The organism is Paraburkholderia oxyphila NBRC 105797 (assembly GCF_000685075.1).
GTDB lineage: Bacteria > Pseudomonadota > Gammaproteobacteria > Burkholderiales > Burkholderiaceae > Paraburkholderia > Paraburkholderia oxyphila.
Map to the genome: position 1 here is coordinate 28,735 of NZ_BAYD01000022.1, position 23,731 is coordinate 52,465.

Annotated in this window: 21 protein-coding genes and 1 tRNA gene; 1 reads left to right on the top strand and 21 read right to left on the bottom strand. The window is 63.6% G+C overall.

Going from position 1 to position 23,731, the window contains the following annotated elements:
- Window position 1: 1 nt before the first annotated feature.
- The 15 genes from nuoH to BO1_RS16670 form a co-directional block, all read right to left on the bottom strand.
- Window positions 2-1,066: an NADH-quinone oxidoreductase subunit NuoH gene (gene nuoH / locus BO1_RS16600; RefSeq protein WP_028218512.1), complete on the bottom strand. Its 1,065-nt coding sequence runs from the start codon at window positions 1,064-1,066 to the stop codon at window positions 2-4.
- Window positions 1,067-3,400 carry an NADH-quinone oxidoreductase subunit NuoG gene (nuoG, locus tag BO1_RS16605; protein WP_028218513.1) on the bottom strand — a complete coding sequence of 778 codons (2,334 nt, stop codon included), beginning with the start codon at window positions 3,398-3,400 and terminating at the stop codon, window positions 1,067-1,069.
- A gap of 101 nt (window positions 3,401-3,501) precedes the next feature.
- Window positions 3,502-4,830 (bottom strand): NADH-quinone oxidoreductase subunit NuoF, encoded by a 1,329-nt coding sequence (gene nuoF / locus BO1_RS16610; RefSeq protein ID WP_028218514.1) that lies wholly within the window; start codon window positions 4,828-4,830, stop codon window positions 3,502-3,504.
- Window positions 4,827-5,312, bottom strand: coding sequence for an NADH-quinone oxidoreductase subunit NuoE (gene nuoE / locus BO1_RS16615; protein WP_028218515.1), 486 nt, complete (start codon window positions 5,310-5,312; stop codon window positions 4,827-4,829). The genes nuoF and nuoE overlap by 4 nt, the downstream gene beginning before the upstream one ends.
- Before the next feature lie 152 nt (window positions 5,313-5,464).
- On the bottom strand, window positions 5,465-6,718 hold the full coding sequence (locus tag BO1_RS16620) for an NADH-quinone oxidoreductase subunit D (RefSeq protein WP_028218516.1): 1,254 nt from the start codon (window positions 6,716-6,718) through the stop codon (window positions 5,465-5,467).
- 9 nt (window positions 6,719-6,727) lie between these two features.
- Window positions 6,728-7,333, bottom strand: coding sequence for an NADH-quinone oxidoreductase subunit C (locus BO1_RS16625; protein WP_028218517.1), 606 nt, complete (start codon window positions 7,331-7,333; stop codon window positions 6,728-6,730).
- 22 nt (window positions 7,334-7,355) lie between these two features.
- Window positions 7,356-7,835: a NuoB/complex I 20 kDa subunit family protein gene (locus BO1_RS16630; protein WP_027819582.1), complete on the bottom strand. Its 480-nt coding sequence runs from the start codon at window positions 7,833-7,835 to the stop codon at window positions 7,356-7,358.
- Window positions 7,836-7,907: 72 nt separating this feature from the next.
- Window positions 7,908-8,267, bottom strand: a complete 360-nt coding sequence (gene ndhC, locus BO1_RS16635; RefSeq protein WP_028218518.1) for an NADH-quinone oxidoreductase subunit A — start codon at window positions 8,265-8,267, stop codon at window positions 7,908-7,910.
- A 160-nt stretch (window positions 8,268-8,427) separates the two neighbouring features.
- Window positions 8,428-8,512, bottom strand: a tRNA-Leu gene (locus BO1_RS16640).
- Window positions 8,513-8,621: 109 nt separating this feature from the next.
- Window positions 8,622-9,014, bottom strand: coding sequence for a preprotein translocase subunit SecG (gene secG / locus BO1_RS16645; RefSeq protein WP_028218519.1), 393 nt, complete (start codon window positions 9,012-9,014; stop codon window positions 8,622-8,624).
- 100 nt (window positions 9,015-9,114) lie between these two features.
- On the bottom strand, window positions 9,115-9,897 hold the full coding sequence (gene tpiA / locus BO1_RS16650) for a triose-phosphate isomerase (protein WP_043285110.1): 783 nt from the start codon (window positions 9,895-9,897) through the stop codon (window positions 9,115-9,117).
- Between the two features lie 180 nt (window positions 9,898-10,077).
- Window positions 10,078-11,094, bottom strand: a complete 1,017-nt coding sequence (locus tag BO1_RS16655) for an NAD(P)H-quinone oxidoreductase (RefSeq protein WP_028218521.1) — start codon at window positions 11,092-11,094, stop codon at window positions 10,078-10,080.
- 114 nt (window positions 11,095-11,208) lie between these two features.
- Window positions 11,209-13,356, bottom strand: coding sequence for a polyribonucleotide nucleotidyltransferase (gene pnp, locus BO1_RS16660; protein WP_028218522.1), 2,148 nt, complete (start codon window positions 13,354-13,356; stop codon window positions 11,209-11,211).
- A gap of 356 nt (window positions 13,357-13,712) precedes the next feature.
- Complete coding sequence (gene rpsO / locus BO1_RS16665) at window positions 13,713-13,982, bottom strand: 30S ribosomal protein S15 (protein WP_027795476.1); 270 nt, start codon at window positions 13,980-13,982, stop codon at window positions 13,713-13,715.
- Between the two features lie 188 nt (window positions 13,983-14,170).
- The gene (locus BO1_RS16670; protein ID WP_028218523.1) at window positions 14,171-15,466 is read right to left on the bottom strand and encodes a branched-chain amino acid ABC transporter substrate-binding protein; all 1,296 of its coding nucleotides are present in this window, start codon (window positions 15,464-15,466) and stop codon (window positions 14,171-14,173) included.
- 198 nt (window positions 15,467-15,664) lie between these two features.
- Between BO1_RS16670 and BO1_RS16675 the strand changes: the two genes are divergently transcribed.
- Window positions 15,665-16,207, top strand: coding sequence for a hypothetical protein (locus BO1_RS16675; protein WP_028218524.1), 543 nt, complete (start codon window positions 15,665-15,667; stop codon window positions 16,205-16,207).
- A 140-nt stretch (window positions 16,208-16,347) separates the two neighbouring features.
- Here BO1_RS16675 and BO1_RS16680 read toward each other — a convergent pair whose 3' ends face one another.
- The 6 genes from BO1_RS16680 to BO1_RS16705 form a co-directional block, all read right to left on the bottom strand.
- Window positions 16,348-17,892 carry a 2-isopropylmalate synthase gene (locus tag BO1_RS16680; protein ID WP_028218525.1) on the bottom strand — a complete coding sequence of 515 codons (1,545 nt, stop codon included), beginning with the start codon at window positions 17,890-17,892 and terminating at the stop codon, window positions 16,348-16,350.
- A gap of 314 nt (window positions 17,893-18,206) precedes the next feature.
- Entirely contained in the window at window positions 18,207-19,085 is an 879-nt protein-coding gene (gene pssA / locus BO1_RS16685) for a CDP-diacylglycerol--serine O-phosphatidyltransferase (RefSeq protein ID WP_028218526.1), read from the bottom strand.
- A gap of 11 nt (window positions 19,086-19,096) precedes the next feature.
- Window positions 19,097-19,750 carry a phosphatidylserine decarboxylase gene (locus BO1_RS16690; RefSeq protein ID WP_028218527.1) on the bottom strand — a complete coding sequence of 218 codons (654 nt, stop codon included), beginning with the start codon at window positions 19,748-19,750 and terminating at the stop codon, window positions 19,097-19,099.
- Window positions 19,751-19,888: 138 nt separating this feature from the next.
- A complete protein-coding gene (gene ilvC, locus BO1_RS16695; protein WP_028218528.1) occupies window positions 19,889-20,905 on the bottom strand; it encodes a ketol-acid reductoisomerase in 1,017 nt (338 codons plus the stop codon).
- A gap of 121 nt (window positions 20,906-21,026) precedes the next feature.
- A complete protein-coding gene (gene ilvN / locus BO1_RS16700) occupies window positions 21,027-21,518 on the bottom strand; it encodes an acetolactate synthase small subunit (RefSeq protein WP_028218529.1) in 492 nt (163 codons plus the stop codon).
- 115 nt (window positions 21,519-21,633) lie between these two features.
- The gene (locus BO1_RS16705; protein WP_028218530.1) at window positions 21,634-23,409 is read right to left on the bottom strand and encodes an acetolactate synthase 3 catalytic subunit; all 1,776 of its coding nucleotides are present in this window, start codon (window positions 23,407-23,409) and stop codon (window positions 21,634-21,636) included.
- Between the last annotated feature and the right edge of the window lie 322 nt (window positions 23,410-23,731).

Genomic DNA, 23,731 nt, shown 5'->3' on the forward strand with positions numbered 1-23,731 from the left:
CTTATTTCCAGATGCTCAGCGGCGACATATACCAGAAGCCGATCACGATCAGCCACACGACGCACACCGGAATGAACACCTTCCAGCCAAGACGCATGATCTGGTCATAGCGGTAGCGCGGGAACGTCGCGCGCGCCCAGATGAACACCGACAGGAGACAGAAAACCTTCAGCACCAGCCAGAATACGCCCGGGATGAAATCGAGGAAGCCGAACGGTGCGCTCCAGCCGCCGAGGAACAGCACCGAAGCGAGCGCCGAGATCACGATCATGTTGATGTACTCGGCGAGGAAGAAGAGCGCGAAGCCCATACCCGAGTAATCGACCATGTGACCCGCGACGATCTCCGACTCCCCTTCCACCACGTCGAACGGGTGGCGGTTCGTTTCGGCGATGCCCGAGATGAAGTAGACGACGAACATCGGCAACAGCGGCAGCCAGTTCCACGAGAGGAACGTGATCCCGAAGTTCGCGAACATGCCGCGCATCTGGCCTTCGACGATGTCCGAGAGGTTCAGGCTGCCCGAGACCATCAGCACCACGACGAGCGCGAAGCCCATCGCGATTTCATACGAGACCATCTGCGCCGCGGCGCGCATTGCACCGAGGAACGCGTACTTCGAGTTCGAGGCCCAGCCCGCGAGAATCACGCCGTACACGCCGAACGACGAAATCGCCATCACGTAGAGCAGACCCGCGTTGATGTTGCCGAGCACCGCACCCGCCTGGAACGGAATCACCGCCCAGACCGCGAAGGCCGGCACCACCACCATGATCGGCGCGACCATGTAGACCCAGCGGCTCGCCTGGGTCGGCTGAATGACTTCCTTGAGCAGCAGCTTCAGCACGTCGGCGATCGGCTGCAACAGACCCGCGGGACCGACGCGGTTCGGGCCGAGACGCACGTGCATCCAGCCGATCAGCTTGCGCTCCCACAGGATCAGGTACGCCACGCACAGCAGGATCACCACCGCGACGACGAGAATGCGCACCAGCGCCCAGACGGTGGGCCACGCCACGCCGAGCAACTGGCTGCCGCCTGCATTGATCGTATCGAACAAGCTCATTTACGCCTTCTCCACCAGCAGTTCACCGAACAGGCTGCCGAGCTGCGCGGCGGCCGGCGTTGCCGCCGACACGCGCACCACCGTCGGCGCAAGATTCGCATCGCGCGTCGCGGGCGCAGTCACCGAGAGCTCGCCCTGGCGCACGCGCACGGCGTCGCCTTCCTTCAGGCCGAGCTGGTCGAAGAGCGCAGCCGGCAGGCCGATGGCGTTCGCCACGCGGGCCGCCGTCGTGAGCTGCAGCGCTTCGCCGCGGCGCACGAGTTGATCGGCGCGATAGATGGGCACGTCGGAGCTGCGCTCGAAGCGGCCATCGGCTGCCTTCGCGAGGCTGCCGCGTGCCACCGTGGCGCCGGTCTTGTTCGACAGACGCGCTGCGAAGCTGCCGTCGCCGAGCGCCTTGCGGCGCACGTCTTCCGACGTCTCGTACTCGAAGCCCTTCGCGCCGAGCAGCGTGCCGAGCACGCGCAGGACCTTCCAGGCCGGACGCGTTTCGCCGAGCGGACGCACGACGCCGTTGAACGTCTGGACCGTGCCTTCGGCGTTGACGAACGTGCCCGAGGTTTCCGTGAACGGTGCGATGGGCAGCAGCACGTCGGCGTAGTCGAGACCCGTCTTGAACGGCGAGAACACGGCGACCATCTCGGCCTGCGCGAGCGCGGCGCGCGCGGCGGCCGGGTTGGCCGTGTCGAACTCGGGTTCGAAGTTGAACAGCAGATAACCCTTGCGCGGCTGCTCGAACACTTCGCGAGCGTTCAGGCCATCGCGGCCCGGCAGTGCGCCCACGAGGTGCGCGCCGACCGTGTTGGCAGCTTCCGTGAGGAAGCCCAGCGTGGCGCCAGTCGTCTCTGCAATGAACTGCGCTGCGGCGTGCAGGCGCGAGAATTCCGGATGCTGGACGGCACCGTTGCCGAGCAGCACGAAGCGGCGCTCGCCATTCGCGAGCGAGGCGGCAACCTGCTTCGCGGCGTCATTCGCCTGTGCGCCCGCAAAGCCTTCGGGCAGCGCGACACCCTTCGTTTCAGCAACGGCGGCGGCGATCGAAGCCAGCTCGTCGAGCCAGGCCGAAGGCGCGGCGACGATGCGCTGGGCATTCGGAATCAGCGAGCCGTCGGCCGATGCCTGGAGGAACGAGACCTGCGCGCCACCCTTGGCTGCCTGGCGCAGACGCGCGGCGAACAGCGCGTGATCGCGGCGCAGGAACGAGCCGATCACGAACGCCGAGTCGGCATACGAAAGATCGGCGATCTTGCTGCCGAGCCACGGCGCGCCCTCGAGCGGCGCCGAGAAGTCGTTCTGGCGCAGACGGAAGTCGACGTTCGGCGTGCCGATCGCGTCCGCGAACTGCTTCGCGAGATAGAGCTCTTCGCTCGTGCTATGCGGGCTCGCGAGCAACGCGAGCTGGTTCTCGCCGTGCTCGTCACAGATGCCCTTGATGCCCTTGACCACGTAATCGAGCGCGGTCTGCCAGTCGGTCTCGACCCACTGGCCGCCCTGCTTGATCATCGGTCGCGTGAGGCGGTCTTCGGCGTTCAGGCCTTCGTACGAGAAGCGGTCCTTGTCCGAAATCCAGCACTCGTTGATGGCTTCGTTCTCGAACGGCAGCACGCGCATCACGCGGTTGTTCTTCACCTGCACGACGAGGTTCGCACCCGTCGAGTCGTGCGGGCTCACCGACTTGCGGCGCGAGAGTTCCCACGTGCGCGCGGAGAAGCGGAACGGCTTGCTCGTGAGCGCACCGACCGGGCACAGGTCGATCATGTTGCCCGAGAGCTCCGAGTCCACAGTCTTGCCGACGAACGAGGTGATTTCCGAATGCTGGCCGCGGCCGAGCATGCCGAGCTCCATCACGCCGGCGATCTCGTCGCCGAAGCGCACGCAGCGCGTGCAGTGGATGCAGCGCGTCATCTCTTCCATCGAGATGAGCGGACCGACGTTCTTGTGGAACACAACGCGCTTTTCTTCGCTGTAGCGCGAGGCCGACTTGCCGTAGCCAACCGCCAGATCCTGCAACTGGCATTCGCCGCCCTGATCGCAGATCGGGCAATCGAGCGGGTGGTTGATCAGCAGGAATTCCATCACGGCTTGCTGGCCCTGCACGGCCTTGTCCGACATCGTGCGCACGACCATGCCTTGCGACACCGGGGTCGCGCACGCGGGCACGGCCTTCGGCATCTTCTCGACATCGACGAGACACATCCGGCAGTTGGCCGCGATGGACAGCTTCTTGTGATAGCAGAAGTGCGGAATGTACGTGTCGACCCGCTGCGCAGCCTGGATCACCATGCTGCCCTCGGGCACCTGCACCTTCTTGCCGTCTATTTCAAGTTCAACCATGATGGTTAATCGTCCCTAACCTGTTACCGCTCAATTTCACAGCGGCTCACCCCGTTGCTTCGTGCCACGCGGCCCGTACACAACTCGCTCTCTCTACGCTCTCAGGCAGCCACTGTTTCCGAGGCCGCGTGCGAGCCGGCATGTCCGCCGACGAGGCAACGCTTGTTGTGCACGTGATATTCGAATTCGTCCCAGTAATGCTTGAGCATGCCGCGCACCGGCATGGCCGCCGCGTCGCCGAGCGCGCAGATCGTACGGCCCATGATGTTGCCGGCCACCGAGTTCAGCAGATCCAGGTCTTCCTGGCGGCCCTGGCCGTGTTCGATGCGGTTCACGACGCGATACAGCCAGCCCGTGCCTTCGCGGCACGGCGTGCACTGGCCGCACGACTCTTCATAGTAGAAGTACGACAGGCGCAGCAGCGAGCGCACCATGCAGCGCGTTTCGTCCATGACAATGACCGCGCCCGAGCCGAGCATCGAGCCCTGCTTGGCGATGGAGTCATAGTCCATGTCGGTCTGCATCATCAGGTCGCCCGGAATGACCGGCGCCGACGATCCACCCGGAATCACGGCCTTGAGCTTCTTGCCGCCGCGCACGCCACCAGCGAGCTCCATGAGCGTCGCGAACGGCGTGCCGAGCGGAATTTCGTAATTGCCCGGACGCTCGACGTCGCCCGAGATCGAGAAGATCTTGGTGCCGCCGTTGTTCGGCTTGCCGAGCTCCATGTACGTCTGCGGACCGACGCCCAACAGGAACGGCACCGCGGCAAAGGTCTCGGTGTTGTTGATCGTGGTGGGCTTGCCGTACACACCGAAGCTCGCCGGGAACGGCGGCTTGAAGCGCGGCTGGCCCTTCTTGCCCTCGAGCGACTCGAGCAGCGCCGTTTCTTCGCCGCAGATGTACGCGCCATAACCGTGGTGCGCGTGCAGCTGGAACGAGAAGTCCGTGCCGAGAATGTTGTCGCCGAGATAGCCCGCCTGGCGCGCTTCTTCAAGCGCGGCCTCGAAGCGGCGATAAACCTCGAAAATTTCGCCGTGGATGTAGTTGTAGCCCACGGTGATACCCATCGCATACGCGCCGATGGCCATGCCCTCGATCACCGAATGCGGATTCCAGCGCAGGATGTCGCGGTCCTTGAAAGTGCCCGGCTCGCCTTCGTCCGAGTTGCAGACAAGGTACTTCTGGCCCGGGAACTGACGCGGCATGAAGCTCCACTTCAGGCCCGTCGGGAAGCCCGCGCCGCCGCGGCCACGCAGGCCGCCGGCCTTCACGTCGGCAATGACCTGCTCGGGCGTGATCTTCTCTTCGAGGATGCGGCGCAGCTGCTTGTAGCCGCCACGCGCGACGTAATCTTCGAGATGCCAGTTCTCGCCGTTCAGGCCCGCGAGAATCAGGGGTTTGATGTGACGGTCGTGCAACGAAGTCATTTCGAAAGCTCCTCGAGCAACTGGTCGATCTTCTCGCGGCTCATGAAGCTGCACATGCGATGGTTGTTCACGAGCAGCACCGACGCGTCACCGCATGCCCCCATGCACTCGCCTTCTTTCAGCGTGAATTTGCCGTCGGGCGTGGTTTCGCCGAAGTCGATACCGAGCTTCTGCTTCAGATAGTCGGCGGTCGCTTCCGCGCCGCCATCCGGGCCGAGCTGGCACGGCAGATTCGTGCAGAGCGTGATCTTGTACTTGCCGACCGGGCGGGTCTCGAACATCGTATAGAAGGTGGCGACTTCCTGGACCGCGACAGGCGGCATGCCGAGGTAGTCGGCCACGAACTGCATGAGTTCGGGCGACAGCCAGCCATGCTCTTCCTGAGCAACGGCCAAAGCCGCCATCACGGCGGACTGTTTCTGATCGGCGGGGTACTTCGTCAACGCGCGATCGATTTCTTTCAGGCCTTCAGCTGAGATCATTTTCAGACACGACTCTTTCATTTCCTACCGTTGCAATTCCCGCCACACAAACACCCACCGCGCGTTAGCCTACCTGCTCGCTGCGACAGACGTGGCGTTCCCGGTATTTCGCCGTGCGCCCTTCTTGACCGGGCGCACAGGCAGCTTGCTGCTTAGCGGTCGATTTCGCCGAACACGATGTCCTGCGTGCCGATGATCGTGACCGCGTCGGCAATCATGTGACCGCGCGCCATTTCATCGAGCGCGGACAGATGGGCGTAACCTGGCGCACGGATCTTCAGACGATACGGCTTGTTCGCGCCATCCGACACCAGGTAGATGCCGAATTCACCCTTCGGATGCTCCACGGCTGCGTAGGCCTCGCCTTCGGGCACGTGGAAACCTTCGGTGAAGAGCTTGAAGTGGTGAATCAGCTCTTCCATGTTCGACTTCATGTTCACGCGCGACGGCGGTGCAACCTTGTGATTGTCGATCATCACGGGGCCGGGATTCTTGCGCAGCCACTCAATGCACTGTTTCGCGATACGAGTGGATTGGCGCATTTCCTCGACGCGCACGAGATAACGGTCGTAGCAGTCGCCGTTCACGCCCACCGGGATGTCGAAATCCATCTGGTCGTAGACCTCGTAGGGCTGCTTCTTGCGCAGGTCCCACTCGATGCCCGAGCCGCGCAGCATCGCGCCGGTCAGGCCCAGCTGCATCGCGCGCTCGGGGCTCACCACGCCGATGCCCACCAGACGCTGCTTCCAGATGCGGTTGTCGGTGAGCAGCGTTTCGTACTCGTCGACGCAACCGGGGAAGCGCGTGAAGAAGTCGTCGATGAAGTCCAGCAGCGAGCCCTGGCGCGCCTCGTTCATCTTGGCGAGCGCCTTCTCGTTGTGGATCTTCGAGGCCTTGTATTGCGGCATCGCGTCGGGCAGATCGCGGTACACGCCGCCCGGACGATAGTAGGCCGCATGCATGCGCGCGCCCGAGACCGCCTCATAGACGTCCATCAGGTCTTCGCGCTCGCGGAACGCGTAGAGGAACACCGCCATCGCGCCCACGTCGAGCGCGTGCGAGCCGATCCACATCAGGTGATTGAGCACACGCGTGATTTCGTCGAACAGCACGCGGATGTACTTCGCGCGCACGGGCACCTCGATGCCGAGCAGCTTCTCGATCGCGAGCACATAGCCGTGCTCGTTGACCATCATCGACACGTAATCGAGACGGTCCATGTACGGCACCGACTGGATGAACGTCTTGTTCTCGGCGAGCTTTTCCGTCGCGCGATGCAGCAGGCCGATGTGCGGATCGGCGCGCTGGATCACTTCGCCGTCGAGCTCGAGCACGAGGCGCAGCACGCCGTGCGCTGCCGGGTGCTGCGGGCCGAAGTTGAGCGTGTAGTTCTTGATCTCTGACATGCGACCCTCTTAGTGTTTCCTCAGACCACCGTAGCGATCCTCGCGGATCACGCGCGGCGTGATTTCGCGCGGCTCGATCGTGACCGGCTGATAGACCACGCGCTTCTGTTCCGGGTCGTAACGCATTTCGACGTAGCCCGAGATCGGGAAGTCCTTGCGGAACGGATGGCCGATGAAACCGTAGTCGGTCAGGATGCGGCGCAGGTCGGGGTGGCCTTCGAAGACGATGCCGAACAGGTCGAACGCCTCGCGCTCATACCAGTTGGCCGAATTCCAGATCTCGACGAGCGAGGAGACGATGGGCACGTCGTCGTCCGGCGCGAACACGCGCAGACGCAAACGCCAGTTGTTCGTGATCGAGAGCAGATGCGACACCGCCGCGAAGCGCGGGCCTTCCCATGCGCCGTCGCCGTACGTCTGATAGTCGACGCCGCACAAGTCAATCAACTGCTCGAAGCGGAGCGACGGATTGTCGCGGAGCTCCGTGGCGACGCTGAGGTAATCTACTGATTTTATGACCAAGGTCAACTCACCGAGCGATTCGGTGAGGCTGACGACGCGCGCACCAAGGGCCGCTTCGAGGTTCGCTTTCAGGGTCTCGAGTTTGCTTGCCATATTCTGGGGAGGCGCTCGGCCTTTATTGACGGGCGATGGTGCTAGTGCGGCGAATCTTCGCCTGCAACTGGATCACCCCGTACACCAGGGCTTCCGCTGTCGGCGGGCAACCCGGCACATAGACGTCGACCGGCACGATGCGATCACAACCGCGCACGACCGAATACGAATAGTGGTAGTAGCCGCCGCCGTTGGCGCACGACCCCATCGAGATCACCCAGCGCGGCTCGGCCATCTGGTCGTAGACCTTGCGCAGCGCGGGCGCCATCTTGTTGCACAGCGTGCCGGCCACGATCATCACGTCGGACTGGCGCGGGCTCGGGCGGAACACCACGCCAAAGCGGTCGAGGTCGTAGCGGGCCGCGCCCGCGTGCATCATCTCGACCGCGCAACACGCCAGGCCGAACGTCATTGGCCACAGCGAGCCAGTGCGCGTCCAGTTGATCAGCTTGTCAGCCGTGGTGGTGACAAACCCTTCCTTCAAGACCCCTTCGATACTCATGTGCTTTCCACTCCAGACGGACGGCCTGCAGTGTGTCCGCAGTGCCGCCCATGCTATCCGGCGATTAACCCCTTATTCCCAGTCGAGACCGCCCTTCTTCCAGATGTAGGCGAAGCCCAGCAGGAATTCGAGCAGAAACAGCATCATCGACAGGAAACCGGGCCAGCCGATGTCGCGCAGGGCAACGCCCCACGGAAACAGGAATGCCGTTTCGAGGTCGAAGATGATGAAGAGAATGGCCACGAGGTAGTACCGTACATCGAACTTCATGCGCGCGTCTTCGAACGCTTCAAAGCCGCACTCGTACGGTGAATCTTTTTCGCTGTTGGGCCGGTTGGGACCGAGGATCTTGCCAATTGAGACCAGCGCTACGCCCAGACCAAGACCTACCAGAAGGAACAACAGGACGGGGTAATAGGTAGCGAGATTCAAGGCTATCCTCTATCGGTTGGTTCTGAGGTTCCGCAGGAACTTCAAGTCGCTCTGCGGGAATCACTTTACGTACTTCGCGCTGCGATCGAAACGAACACGACGTATAAAGCAAAAATGCCAGCCGAAGCTGAAGCAAGCGGCTGGCATTTTTAGATAACATTGGTGCCGACGGCGAGACTCGAACTCGCACAGCTTTCGCCACTACCCCCTCAAGATAGCGTGTCTACCAATTTCACCACGTCGGCACTACATGCAATCCGGGACAACATTTACTGAAACCCGCGAATCGCTTCAAGACTTAAATTCTAACTTGTTCCTGCTGTTTGTTCAATGCACAAAACAAGTTTTTCAGAATTATTTCGGTACATCATTACCGGGGTTCGATGCCGCCGCAGCCGGCGCTGCCGCCGGAGCGCTAGCCGCGGAAACCGCAGGAACCGATGCAGCAACAGGAGCCGAAGCAACGACCGGAGCCGCGGCGCCAAGCAAGCCTGCCGAAGGCTTCGAATGATACGACCCCAAGTAAGTTAATGCAAGCGTCGAGACGAAAAAGACCGTTGCGAGCGCTGCAGTAGTACGCGACAGGAAGTTCGCGGAGCCGCTCGCGCCGAACAGGCTGCCGGACGCGCCGCTGCCGAACGCGGCGCCCATATCGGCGCCTTTGCCGTGCTGCAGCAGAACGAGGCCGATCACCCCGAGCGCCGACAGAATCTGGACGACGATAATCAACGTTTTCAAATACAGCATCACACTCACCTGAGTCCTTGTTGAACGCAGCCTCCCCGGAGGCATGCGCATATGCAGCCGGCACGGGCCTCACGCGAGGCGCCATGCCCAAGCCTTGTTTTTATCCCGCGACGCTCGCGCCCGCCGCAGCGGCCGCGCAAATCGCGAGGAAATCCCCTGCCTTCAGCGCCGCGCCACCGATCAGGCCACCATCGATATCGGCCTGACGGAAGAGCTCCGCCGCGTTCTCCGGCTTCACGCTGCCGCCGTACAGCAGCGGCACGTTCGCCACCTGCGCGCCCTTCGCGGCAAGCCGCGCACGCAGGAAAGCGTGAACCTGCTGGGCCTGCTCCGAAGTCGCGCTCTTGCCCGTGCCAATCGCCCAGACCGGCTCGTACGCGACGACGATACGCGCCGCCTCCTGAACCGACAACGCCGCCAGCACTGCACCGAGCTGCGCGCCGACCACCTGCTCGGTCGCGCCGCTTTCCCGCTGTTCCAGCGTCTCGCCCACGCAGACGATCGGCGTGAGGCCGGCCGCGAGCGCGCGCTGCGCCTTCAGTGCGACGAGTTCGGAGCTTTCGCCGTGGTAAGCGCGACGCTCCGAGTGACCGACGATCGCGAGACCTGCTTCGAAGTCGGCGACCATGCCCGCAGCGACTTCGCCCGTATAGGCACCCTGCTCGTGCGCCGACACGTCCTGCGCACCCCAGACCACCCGGCTGCCGCCGAGCAGCGCCTGAGCCTGCGCAAGATACGGAAACGGCACGCACACGCCAACACGCACATCCGACGGCAGCGCCTGCGCGCCCTGCGCGACGCCTTCGAGCAATGCAGCATTGGCCGCGAGGCGGCCATGCATCTTCCAGTTACCGACTACGAGCTTCGATCGTTGATTCGTCATTGTTCCGGTTGCTGTTAAAAGCGGACGCAAAACGCAGAATTTTACTGCGTGAAATCGAAGTGGGTCAAACCGGCCCGCTCAGAACACGCAAAAAAGGCGGCAAAAAAAGCCCGAAAAATCAAGCATGAACCCGCTGCGGAACCGTGCAACCGGCGTACAGCGGGCCTGCTGGCAGCGTCATCAGGCCGCCTGGCTCCAATCGAGCATGATCTTGCCGACGTGCTCGCTGCTTTCCATCAACGCATGCGCCTCGGCGGCCTGCGCGGCGGGAAAGACGCGGAACACGACCGGCTTGATCCGGCCCTCTTCGAGCAGCGGCCAGACTTTCGCCTTCAGCTCCTGCGCGATCTGTGCCTTGAACTCGACCGAGCGTGCGCGCAGGGTCGAACCGGTGATCGTCAGGCGCCGGCGCAGGATCTCGCCCATGTTGACCTCGGCCTTCGAGCCGCCTAGCGTCGCGATCAGCACGATGCGGCCGCCGGTGGCGAGCGCGGAGAGCTCGCGCGGCACATAGCCGCCCGCGACCATGTCGAGGATCACGTCCACGCCACGGTCATTCGTGAGCGCCTTCACGACATCCACGAAGTCCTCGGTGCGATAGTTGATCGCACGTTCCGCGCCCAGTTGCTCGCAGGCCCGGCACTTGTCGTCCGACCCCGCGGTCGCGAAAACGCGAAAGCCGAGCGCATGTGCGATCTGGATCGCCGTGACGCCAATTCCGCTCGATCCTCCCTGTACGAGCAGGGTCTCGTTCTCGCCGCCCTCGCCCTTGCCAAGCAGGGCGCGCTGGAACACGTTGCTCCAGACCGTGAAAAAGGTCTCGGGCAACGAAGCCGCTTCGATGTCCGTGAGGCCCTTCGGCACCGGCAGGCACTGTCCAAGCGGCGCAACCGCGTACTCGGCGTAGCCGCCGCCCGCGATCAGCGCGCACACACGATCGCCGACCTTCAGCCCGAACGGATTGTTCTTCTCGTCGATCGTCCCGCCGACGATCTCGCCCGCCACCTCGAGCCCCGGCAGATCGGAAATGCCCGGCGGCGGCGCATACGAGCCCTTGCGCTGGAAAACATCAGGGCGATTCACGCCGGACGCGCTCACCTTGATCAGCACCTCGCCGGCCTTCGGCTCGGGCATCGGTCGCTCGGTCAGCTTGAGTACGTCCGGTGCACCGAATTCGGTAATCTCGACAGCCTTCATCTCACGTCTCCGTAGGGCCTTCAGTTGCCTTCAATTACACCTGTCCCAATCCCACATTTTCATAAAAAAACGGCCGGCGCGCTCATCGCGTGCCGGCCGTTTCTGTGAACCGCCTTACTGCTGCGGCTCGCCCTGCGGTGCGCCGTTAGCGGCTGCTTCGTTGAGCAGCGCCTTGGCGGACAGGCGCACGCGGCCCTTCTCGTCCGTCTGGATGACCTTGACCTTCACGATCTGGCCTTCCTTCAGGTAGTCGTTGATGTCCTTGATGCGCTCGTTGGCGATTTCGGAGATGTGCAGCAGGCCGTCCTTGCCCGGCAGCAGGTTCACGATCGCGCCGAAGTCGAGCAGCTTGAGGACCGCGCCTTCGTACACCTGGCCCACTTCCACTTCGGCCGTGATGTTCTCGATGCGCTTCTTCGCTTCGGCCATGCCTTCGCTCGACGTCGAAGCGATGGTCACGACGCCGTCGTCCGAGATGTCGATGGTCGTGCCGGTTTCTTCGGTCAGCGCGCGGATCACCGAACCGCCCTTGCCGATCACGTCGCGGATCTTTTCCGGATTGATCTTGATGGTGATCATGCGCGGAGCGTAAGCCGACAGCTCCGTGTTCACGCCCGACACCGCCGAGGTCATCTTGCCGAGGATGTGCATACGGCCTTCCTTCGCTTGCGCGAGGGCGACCTGCATGATTTCCTTGGTGATGCCCTGGATCTTGATGTCCATCTGCAGCGCGGTCACGCCAGCTTCCGTGCCCGCCACCTTGAAGTCCATGTCGCCGAGGTGATCTTCGTCGCCGAGGATGTCGGTCAGCACGGCGAACTTGTTGCCTTCGAGGATCAGGCCCATCGCGATGCCAGCGACGTGCGCCTTCATCGGCACGCCGGCGTCCATCAGCGCGAGGCAGCCGCCGCACACCGATGCCATCGACGACGAACCGTTCGACTCGGTGATTTCCGAGACCACGCGGATCGAGTAGCCGAATTCTTCGGCGCTCGGCAGGCAGGCGACGAGCGCGCGCTTGGCGAGACGGCCGTGGCCGATTTCACGGCGCTTGGGCGAGCCCACGCGGCCCGTTTCGCCGGTCGCGAACGGGGGCATGTTGTAGTGGAGCATGAAGCGGTCGCGGTACTCGCCTTCGAGCGCGTCGATGATCTGCTCGTCGCCCTTGGTGCCGAGCGTCGCGACAACCAGCGCCTGCGTTTCGCCACGCGTGAACAGCGCCGAACCGTGGGTGCGCGGCAGCACGCCCGTGCGGATCTCGATCGGACGCACGGTGCGCGTGTCGCGGCCGTCGATACGCGGCTCGCCGTTGAGGATCTGCGAGCGGACGATCTTCGCTTCGAGGTCGAACAGGATGTTGCCGACCGTGGCCTTGTCGGCCGCCGTCGAGCCGGCCGCAGCCGCTTCTTCTTCGAGCTTCGCCGAGGTCGACGCGTAGACTTCCTTCAGCTTCGTCGAGCGCTGTTGCTTGTCGCGCAGCTGGTAAGCCGCGTGCAGGTTGCCGTGGGCGATGTCCGTGACGCGCGCGATGAGCGCTTCGTCCTTCGCAGCCGGCTGCCAGTCCCACTCGGCCTTGCCACCGTCACGCACGAGTTCGTGGATCGCGTCGATGGCCGTTTGCATCTGCTCGTGGCCGAACACGACCGCGCCGAGCATCACGTCTTCGGGCAGCTGGTCGGCTTCCGATTCCACCATCAGCACCGCGCGCTCCGTGCCGGCCACGACGAGGTCGAGGCGCGAATCCTTCATCTGCGCGCGCGTCGGGTTCAGCACGTACTCGTTGTTGATGTAGGCCACGCGTGCCGCGCCCACCGGGCCGTTGAACGGCAGACCCGAGATCGCCAGCGCAGCCGACGCGCCGATCAGCGCGGGGATGTCGGCCGGGACTTCCGGATTGATCGACAGGACGTGGATCACGACCTGGACTTCGTTGTAGAAGCCTTCCGGGAACAGCGGACGCAGCGGGCGGTCGATCAGGCGCGAGATCAGCGTCTCGCCTTCCGACGGACGGCCTTCGCGACGGAAGAAGCCACCCGGGATCTTGCCGGCCGAATAGGTCTTTTCGATGTAATCGACGGTGAGCGGGAAGAAGTCCTGACCCGGCTTCGCGGTCTTCGCGCCAACGACGGTCGCGAGCACGACGGTATCTTCGACGTCGACGATGACGGCGCCGCCCGCCTGACGGGCGATCTCACCGGTTTCGAGGCGCACATTGTGCTGGCCCCATTTGAATTCCTTCGCGACTTTATTGAACATGGTCATGGTCACTCACTCCTTACTCATTTGTTATGTGTTGCCCGCACACGCGGGCGACACGGCAAGACAGAATCCGGCACCGCGCAGGTAGAGGAGTGTTATGCCATTCCAGCGGATCGCGCGGCTGCGACGATGACGCTGCACGTGCGTGACCTGTTGTCGCGCACGATTCGATGGAATGACACAAAGCTCTGCCCCGAGGCCCGGTCCTGCTGCTTTTACTGCACGCTTTTACGGCTATTGACTGCGTTCTTTGCTGCTTGTACTGCCATGCGGCACGCATCGCATGAAGCGTACCGTTCAAAAACAAAATGCCTGCATCAGTGGAACTGACACAGGCATCTTTTTGCAAGACCTTGCGATTACTTGCGCAGACCCAGCTTCTCGATCAGTGCGCGGTAACGATCTGCGTCCTTACCCTTCAGGTAGTCGAGCAGCTTGCGGCGGCGGCTCACCATGCGCAGCAGACCGCGGCGGCTGTGGTGATCCTTTGCGTGCGACTTGAAGTGGCCGGTCAGTTCGTTGATACGCGACGTCAGGAGTGCAACCTGAACTTCGGGCGAACCCGTGTCACCGGTGCCGCGCGCGAATTGCGCGACGATGTCGGACTTCTTGATATCTGCTACGGACATTTGCTTTTCCTTTAAAACAAACAAGCGGTCACGGAAGAAAGGCCGTGCCGTGATTGGTTGTTGCTGACTTGCCGTGGATTACGACAAGGGGCGTATTGTAGCACAGGCCCGATTCGCCGCGAAACCAGCCTGTGCGGACCAGTTTGTGGGCCGACGCAGGAACCGTTCCGGCCCCACCCCAGCCCCGCTCAGGGCCGTTTCATCTTGCAGACGGTCGCCGGCGCCGTGCGCTCCGCCGGCAGCGCCAGCACCGTGCGAAAACCATAGCCCGAGCCCTCGTTGTCGTAGCGCACACCGGGCGTGCCCTGCTTGTCCATCTGCATCACGTAAAGGGGCTGGATCACCTGGTGGTCGTCGGCGCGCATCCACATCGGATGGAAGCCATTGTCGAAACGCATGCCCTCGAGCGCCCTAGCGACCGCCTCCGGTTGTGCCGACCCCGCCTTCGTCATCGCCTGGGCGAGCATCTCGACGAGCATCTCCATGCGCAGCACCGGATAGTCGTCCTGCGCCGCGGGGTAGCGGGCGCGGAACGCCGCGTACCAGGCGTCGGAGGCTGCGCCGCCCGCGTTCGGATGCCAGTCGGCCACGGCGATCACGCGCTTGACGCCCGCCTCGCCGAGCGCCGCCGGCGCGCCGAGGCTGTTGCCGTAGAACGTATAGAACTTGGTGTCGAGGCCCTGTTCGCGCGCGGCCTTCACGAGCAGCGTGAGGTCGTTGCCCCAGTTGCCGGTGATGACGGCGTCCGCGCCCGCCGCACGAATCTTGGCGATATATGGCGCGAAGTCCTTCACGCGGCCGATCGGATGGAACTCGTCGCCCACCACGGCAATGTCGGGACGATCTTTCGCCAGCGCCGCGCGCGCAAGCGTACTCACGTCGTGGCCGAAGCTGTAGTCCTGATTGAGCAGGTAGACCTTCTTGATGGACTGATCGGCAGCGATCACGTCGGCGAGCGCGTCCATGCGCATGCCCGCGTGCGCGTCGAAGCGGAAGTGCCAGAAGCTGCAGTTCGCGTTGGTGAGCGCGGGGTCGTCCGCCGAATAGTTGAGGAACACCTCGCGGTTCTCCGGCTCGCGCGCGTTCTGGCGATCGATGGCCGCCACGAGCGCCGCCGCCACCGCCGAGCTGTTGCCCTGCAAGATGAAGCCGATGTGGCGATCGGCCGCCGCGCGCAGTTGCATCAGCGCCGCCTCGGTGCTGCCCTTGCTGTCGAGCACGACCAGTTCGAGCAGATGGCGCCCATCCGCCAGCGTCACGCCGCCCCGTGCGTTCACGCGCTCCACGCCGAAACGCAGATTGCGCTCGACGGCCGCGCCCGCGTCCGCGAACGGTCCGGACATGCCCTCGATCAGCGCGAGCTGAATCGGCTTGCCCGCGCTCGCCTGCGTGCTCGCGGCGTGCGCGCCGCCGGCCGTCAGTGCCGCGCCCAACCCTAGCGCCGCCAGCACGACCACCGCCGCGCGCGTCCATCGTCCCTTCATGGGCCTGTTCCCCTTCTGTGTGAGCCGCATCGTATGAAGCGCGGATCATAGGACGGGCTTGCGCACGGCCGCAAGCCGCCGCAACCCCGACGTGTCAAAATAACGGTTCCAGAGAGGGTTCGAGGCACTTTGAACCCAGCTTCGAATCCGCACGGCGCCCATCGCACACGTGCACAGACGTGCAATCGGGGGGACTTCATGCTCAACCGTCTTTCATCCGCCATCGCGACGTGCCTGCCGCGCGCCACGCGCCGGGCGCTCGTGGCCGGCATGGGCGCGCTCGCCCTGGCCGGCTGCGTGCAACCGTGGCAGCAATTCCATGCGGGCGACGACGCCCAGGCCGTGATCGCCCGCTTCGGCCAGCCGCGCGAGGTCTACGACCTGCCCAACGGCGGCAAGCGCCTGATGTGGCCCACCCAGCCGATGGGCGAAACCACCGTGGCCGCCGACATCGACGGCAGCGGCAAGGTCGTCAGCGTGCGCCAGGTGCTGCAGCCCAACGAGTTCTATAAAGCCGAGATCGGCACATGGACGCGCACCGACGTGCTCGTGAACTTCGGCCGCCCGGAAGAGACCGCCTACTTCCCGCTGATGAAGCGCGAGGCCTGGACCTATCGCTACCTCGAGGACGGCGTCTGGTACATGCTCTACAGCTTCTATTTCGACGACCAGGGCATCCTGCGCCTCACGCAAAAGACGCCCGACCCGCTGCACGATCCCGACCGGCGCAGCATTTTCTGAGCGCCAAAGGCGTTCGGCACGCATCGCCAGCCAGACGCCAGACAAGACAAAGCCCCCGCGCTCTCGCGAGCACGGGGGCTTTTCATTTGACCGGCGCGAAGCTGGGCAAAGCGGGACGGAACGCCCCGCTGCCCTTGCGCTTACGAGCGCTGCGGGTTGAGCTTGTCGCCCGAGTAGAGCTTGTTGAGCGCCGAGATATACGCCTTCGCCGAAGCCGCGACGATATCCGGATCGGTGCCCACGCCGTTGACGATACGCCCGGCCTTCGACAGACGCACCGTCACTTCGCCCTGCGCCTGGGTGCCCGTCGTGATCGCGTTCACCGAGTACAGCAGCAGCTCCGAGCCGCTGCCCACTTCGGTTTCGATGGCGTTGAGCGTCGCGTCCACCGGGCCGTTGCCCGCCGCTTCGCCCGTCACTTCCTTGCCGTCCGCCGAGAACACGACGCGTGCGTGCGGACGCTCGCCCGTTTCCGAGTGCTGCGCGAGCGAGACGAACTTGAAGTGCTCCTTCTCCTGCGCCTCAGCCGACTCTTCGGTGACGATCGCGATGATGTCTTCGTCGAAAATTTCCGACTTGCGGTCGGCCAGCTCCTTGAAACGCGCGAACGCCTGGTTCAACTCGGCTTCGCTGTCGAGCTGAATGCCGAGTTCCTGCAGGCGCTGCTTGAATGCATTGCGGCCCGAGAGCTTGCCGAGCACGATCTTGTTCGCGGTCCAGCCCACGTCTTCCGCGCGCATGATCTCGTAGGTGTCGCGCGCCTTGAGCACGCCGTCCTGGTGGATGCCCGACGCGTGTGCGAACGCGTTCGCGCCCACCACCGCCTTGTTCGGCTGCACGACGAAACCGGTGATCTGCGAGACGAGCTTCGAGGCCGGCACGATCTGCGTGGTGTCGATGCCAAGATCCAGACCGAAGTAATCCTTGCGCGTCTTCACGGCCATGACGATCTCTTCGAGCGAGGTGTTGCCCGCGCGCTCGCCGAGACCGTTGATCGTGCACTCCACCTGGCGTGCGCCGCCAATCTGCACGCCGGCGAGCGAGTTCGCGACGGCCATGCCGAGGTCGTTATGGCAGTGCACCGAGAACACGGCCTTGTCCGAGTTCGGGATGCGCTCGCGCAGCGTCTTCACGAGGTTGCCGTAGAGCTCCGGAATGCCGTAGCCGACCGTATCGGCGATGTTGATCGTGGTCGCGCCTTCGTTGATCACGGCCTCGAGCACGCGGCACAGGAAGTCCATGTCCGAGCGGCTGCCGTCTTCGGGCGAGAATTCCACGTCGTTGGTGAACTTGCGCGCATAGCGCACGGCCAGCTTCGCCTGCTCGAGCACCTGCTCGGGCGACATGCGCAGCTTCTTCTCCATGTGCAGCGCCGAGGTGGCGATGAACGTGTGGATCCGGAAATGGTCAGCGGGCTTGAGCGCGTCAGCGGCGCGCTGGATGTCCTTGTCGTTCGCGCGGGCCAGCGAGCAGATCGTGCTGTCCTTGATCATGCCGGCGATCGTGTGGATCGCGTCGAAGTCGCCATTCGAGCTGGCCGCGAAGCCCGCTTCGATGACGTCGACCTTCATGCGCTCGAGTTGCTTCGCGATGCGGATCTTCTCTTCTTTCGTCATCGACGCACCGGGCGATTGTTCGCCGTCGCGCAACGTCGTATCGAAAATGATGAGCTTGTCTGCTGCCATTTCGGGTCTCCAGGGGGACTTGTTCAGTGTCTAAAAACGGATTTTGGGTGTTCGCGCCACCGGTGGCGACGCTGACAATGAACGAAGCTAACGGAGGGCGAGCGAGATCAGCGCGGCAGGCGCGCTAGCGCTAGCGTGATTAGGCGCGCGCCGGCTTGAAGAAGAGAGAGGGGGAACTGGATGGTGTCCATGCCGCCGACTATAGCCGGAATCCGGCGATAGCGCAATTGGCGCTGGCCTGCACTCGCGGCGACGAAATTAAAAAGGGCCGCGCTCGCGCGCAGCCCTTCAGCCGTTTGCCTGACTTCGGCGCCCTAGCGCTCGCGCGGCGAGGAGCGCGCCGGGTTCGTGCGCCCGCGCACGCCCTGCCAGGCCCAGAACACGTAGCCCGAGAGGCCATAGAGCACAAAGAGGCCAAACAGCATCAGCGGCGGATCGGACGACACCAGCACGAACGCCACCACCACGAGCAGCGTGGCCGCGAACGGCACGCGGTGGCGCACGTCGAGTGCCTTGCCGCTATAGAACGGCGCGTTCGAGACCATCGTCACACCGGCGTAGATCGTCAGCACGAAGGCCACCCATGGCAGCCAGGCGAGCTTCACGGGCACGCGGTTGTCGGTGGCGAGCCAGACGAAGCCGGCGATCAGCGCCGCCGCGGCCGGACTCGGCAGGCCCTGGAAGAAGCGCTTGTCCACCACGCCGATGTTGGTGTTAAAGCGCGCAAGGCGCAGCGCGGCGCCCGAGCAGTAGACGAAGGCCGCAAGCCAGCCCCAGCGCCCGAGGTCCTTGAGCACCCACTCGTACATCACGAGCGCCGGCGCGACGCCGAACGAGACCATGTCCGACAGGCTGTCGAACTGCTCGCCGAACGCGCTCTGCGAGTGCGTCATGCGCGCGACGCGCCCGTCCATGCCGTCGAGCACCATCGCCACGAAAATGGCGATGGCCGCCACTTCGAAGCGCACGTTCATGGCCTGCACCACCGCGAAAAAACCGCAGAACAGCGCCGCGGTGGTGAACGCATTGGGCAGCAGGTAGATGCCGCGCTTTTTCAGGAAGTCCTGGCGTGCGGCGCGGCGGCTCGCCGCCGCGCCTACCACGGGCTCCTGCACCGCCTTGTTGCGGCGAAACGGACGCGGTAGCGGCGCGCCGGCGGGATTACGGGGTCGACGCGGTTTGAATCCGGCCATCGCTACCCTCCTTATGCCGATTGCGTAGGCAGTTCCGCGAGGATCGTCGACGAGGCGGAGACCTTTTCGCCGATCGACACGCGCGGGCGGCTGCCGACGGGCAGATAGACGTCCACGCGCGAGCCGAAGCGGATGAAACCGTAGCGCTGGCCGCGCGAGAGCGGCTCGCCGGCGCGCACGTAGCAGAGAATGCGGCGCGCGATGAGGCCGGCGATCTGCACCGAGGTGACGGCCGTGCCGTCGGCCATCGTGAGCACGACGGCGTTGCGCTCGTTCTCGGTCGAGGCCTTGTCGATGGCGGCGTTCAGGTAGGCGCCCGGGAAGTATTCGACCTTCGCGACGGCGCCGTCCACGGGCGAGCGCTGCGAGTGCACGTTGAACACGTTCATGAACACGCTGATCTTGAGCGCTTCACGGTTGGCGTACGGGTCGTGTGCGGTTTCGACCGCAACGATGCGGCCGTCGGCCGGGCACAGCACGGCGTTGGCCTGGGTGGGAATCGGGCGCGGCGGATCGCGGAAGAACTGGACGACGAAGACCAGGAGCAGCCAGAACGGCCATGCAAGGCCGAAGCCTGCGACCGCATGGATCAGGAGCGCGACGACGGCCGCAATGGCGATGAACGGCCAGCCTTCGCGCGCGATGATCGGATGAGGGTAATTCATGGTGGCTTCGCTGTTATTTTAAAAACCGTAGGATAGCAAAAGCCGCCCAGGGTTCATCCCACCTGGGCGGCTTTCTTTGATACTGAGTGCCGTGCGGCGGGATAAACCCGCACGCACAGGCAGAACGGCACCGTCAGATTAGTTCTTCGACTGGTCGACGAGCTTGTTCGCGGCGATCCACGGCATCATCGCGCGCAGCTTCGCACCGACCGTTTCGATCTGGTGCTCGGCGCCCAGACGGCGGCGCGATTGCAGCGTCGGTGCGCCAGCCTTGTTTTCAAGGATGAAGCTCTTCGCGTATTCGCCGGTCTGGATGTCCTTCAGGACGTCCTTCATGACCTTCTTCGTCTCGGCCGTGACAACGCGCGGGCCCGTCACGTACTCGCCGTACTCGGCGTTGTTCGAGATCGAGTAGTTCATGTTGGCGATGCCGCCTTCGTAGATCAGGTCGACGATCAGCTTCAGTTCGTGCAGGCACTCGAAGTACGCCATTTCCGGCGCGTAACCTGCTTCGACCAGCGTTTCGAAGCCCGCCTTGATCAGCTCGACCGTACCGCCGCACAGGACGGCTTGTTCGCCGAACAGGTCGGTTTCGGTTTCTTCGCGGAAGTTCGTTTCGATGATGCCGGCACGGCCGCCGCCGTTCGCTGCAGCGTACGACAGAGCGATGTCACGCGCTGCGCCCGACTTGTCCTGGTGGACAGCGATCAGGTGGGGCACGCCGCCGCCTTGCGAGTAGGTGCCGCGCACCGTGTGGCCCGGGGCCTTCGGCGCGATCATGATGACGTCCAGATCCGCACGCGGGATCACCGCGCCGTAGTGCACGTTGAAGCCGTGCGCGAACGCGAGGGCTGCACCGTTCTTGATGTTCGCGTGGACTTCCTTCGCGTAGACGTCGGCGATCTGCTCGTCCGGCAGCAGCATCATGACGACGTCGGCGCTCTTCACCGCTTCGGCCACTTCCTTGACCTGCAGACCGGCGTTCTCAGCCTTGCTCCACGATGCGCCGTTCTTGCGCAGACCGACCGTCACGTTCACGCCGCTGTCCTTCAGGTTCAGCGCGTGGGCGTGGCCTTGCGAGCCGTAACCGATGATCGTGACCTGCTTGCCCTTGATGAGGGAGAGATCGGCGTCCTTGTCGTAGAAAACTTTCATGTTGGTTCCTTGGCGAGAGTCTGGGTGAATTCGTTACTGCTATTAGCTTTGCTGCACCGGATGCTGCGCCCGGGGGCGCTGCATCCGGTCAAGTTCCGGTGCAAGATCGACTGGGGTCGGGTCACACCTTCAGAATGCGCTCTCCGCGCCCGATGCCCGAGCCGCCCGTACGGACGGTTTCGAGAATGGCGGCGGCGTCGATCGCTTCGATGAACGCGTCGAGCTTGTCGCTCGCCCCCGTCAGTTCGATCGTATAAGTCTTTTCGGTGACGTCGATGATGCGGCCGCGGAAAATGTCCGCCATCCGCTTCATCTCCTCACGTTCCTTGCCGACCGCCCTTACCTTGATCAGCATCAGCTCGCGTTCGATGTGGGCGCCCTCGGTCAGGTCGACCACTTTCACCACCTCGATCAGGCGGTTCAGATGCTTCGTGATCTGTTCGATCACGTCGTCCGAGCCAATGGAAACGATGGTCATGCGCGACAGCGAATGGTCTTCGGTCGGCGCCACCGTCAAGGTTTCAATGTTGTAGCCGCGTGCGGAGAAGAGGCCGACCACGCGCGAGAGTGCGCCCGGCTCGTTTTCCAGCAAAACGGAAATAATGTGTCTCATGATGGGTTCCACGATTTATCCAGTTTGACGAGGCTGCCGCCCTTCCCCGCGAACCCGCGCGCCCGTTGTGTGGACGCGCGCCGCGCGAGGTTGGTGCGGCGCCGTGCAAATACCGTTAGAGGTCTTCCGAGCCGAGCAGCATCTCGGTGATGCCCTTGCCGGCCTGTACCATCGGCCAGACATTCTCGGAAGGGTCGGTCTGGAAATCGAGGAACACCGTGCGGTCCTTCAGGCGCAGCGCTTCCTTGAGCGCCGGCTCCACATCAGCCGTCTTTTCGATCCGCATGCCGACGTGGCCATACGCTTCGGCGAGCTTCACGAAGTCGGGCAGCGCATCCATGTACGAATGCGAATAGCGCTTGCTGTATTCGATCTGCTGCCACTGGCGAACCATGCCGAGGTAGCGGTTGTTCAGCGAAATGATCTTCACGGGCGTGTCGTACTGCTTGCAGGTCGACAGCTCCTGAATGCACATCTGGATCGAGCCTTCGCCCGTGATGCACAGCACGTCGTCGTCGGGGTGCGCCATCTTCACGCCCATCGCCGCCGGCAGGCCGAAGCCCATCGTGCCGAGGCCACCCGAGTTGATCCAGCGGCGCGGCTGGTTGAAGCGGTAGAACTGCGCGGCCCACATCTGGTGCTGGCCCACGTCCGAGCACACGAACGCGTTGCCGCCCGTGAGCTCCCATGCCTTTTCCACCACGTACTGCGGCTTGATGATTTCGCTCGAACGGTCGAACTTCAGGCAGTTCTTCTCGCGCCAGCCTTCGATGTCCTTCCACCAGTCGGCGAGCGCGGCCGTATCGGGGCCGTGCTCGGCGTGCTGGAGCTGCTCGATGAGCTCCTTGAGCACTTCCTTGACGTCGCCGACGATCGGGATATCGACCTTCACGCGCTTCGAGATCGACGAAGGGTCGATGTCGATGTGAATGATCTTGCGCGCACGCGAGGCGAAGTGCGCCGGGTCGCCGATCACACGGTCGTCGAAGCGCGCGCCGATTGCGATCAGCACGTCGCAGTGCTGCATCGCCATGTTGGCTTCGTAGGTGCCGTGCATGCCGAGCATGCCGAGGAACTTGCGGTCGCTCGCGCGGTAGCCGCCCAGACCCATCAGCGTGTTCGTGACCGGGTAGCCGAGCAGGTCGGCGAACTGGTTCAGCTCGCGCGACGCATCCGCGAGGATGATGCCGCCGCCGGTGTAGATGTACGGACGCCTGGCCGAGAGGAGCAGCGAGACCGCCTTGCGGATCTGCCCCGAGTGGCCTTTGGTGACCGGGTTGTACGAGCGCAGCGAGACGCTTTTGATCGGTTCATACGTGCACGGCGTCTTCGACACATCCTTCGGAATGTCGATCAGCACGGGGCCGGGACGGCCGGTGCGCGCAATGTAGAAAGCTTTCTTGACGGTGGCGGCGAGATCGCGCACGTCCTTCACGAGGAAGTTGTGCTTCACGCAGGGACGCGTGATGCCGACCGTGTCGCACTCCTGGAAGGCGTCCTGACCAATCGCGGCGGTAGGCACCTGGCCGCTGATGATCACCATCGGGATCGAGTCCATATAGGCCGTCGCGATGCCCGTCACCGCATTGGTGACGCCAGGCCCCGAGGTCACGAGACACACACCGACCTTGCCGGTCGAGCGCGAGTAGGCATCGGCCGCGTGCACGGCTGCCTGTTCGTGGCGCACGAGAACGTGCTGGATTTTGTCCTGCTTGTACAGCTCGTCGTAGATGTAGAGTACCGAGCCGCCGGGATAACCCCAAATGAATTCGACCTGCTCGTCGGCGAGCGCCTTCATCAGCACGGTTCCGCCGATGGACGTATGAGCTTGGGGGTCAGATTCTTGCGAAGGGGGGACCGACGTGGAGAATTCCGCGCTGGGCATATTCATCATTCACCTTTCGAATTTTCGGCAAAAAATTGATCGGGTGCTCTCTGCCGGGCTTGTGGCTCGGGTTCAAGCGGCGCGTCCAGTTGACAGATGAGCCTCATGGGCCACACCTGAATTGAGACAAGTCACTTATGTTGCGAACCATCGACGATATCGTTTCAGCATGGTTCGGTCAAGCGATAATTGCCGCTTTTTGGAGCAGCGGGCATAAACGTTGCGTATATGCCCAACTGGCGCCCAACACGCTCGTCGGCTTGCGCAGGCTATGCCCGCAACAGCCCGCCCAGCGGCTTTCGCGCGGCGAACGGCACGGTAGCTTGAT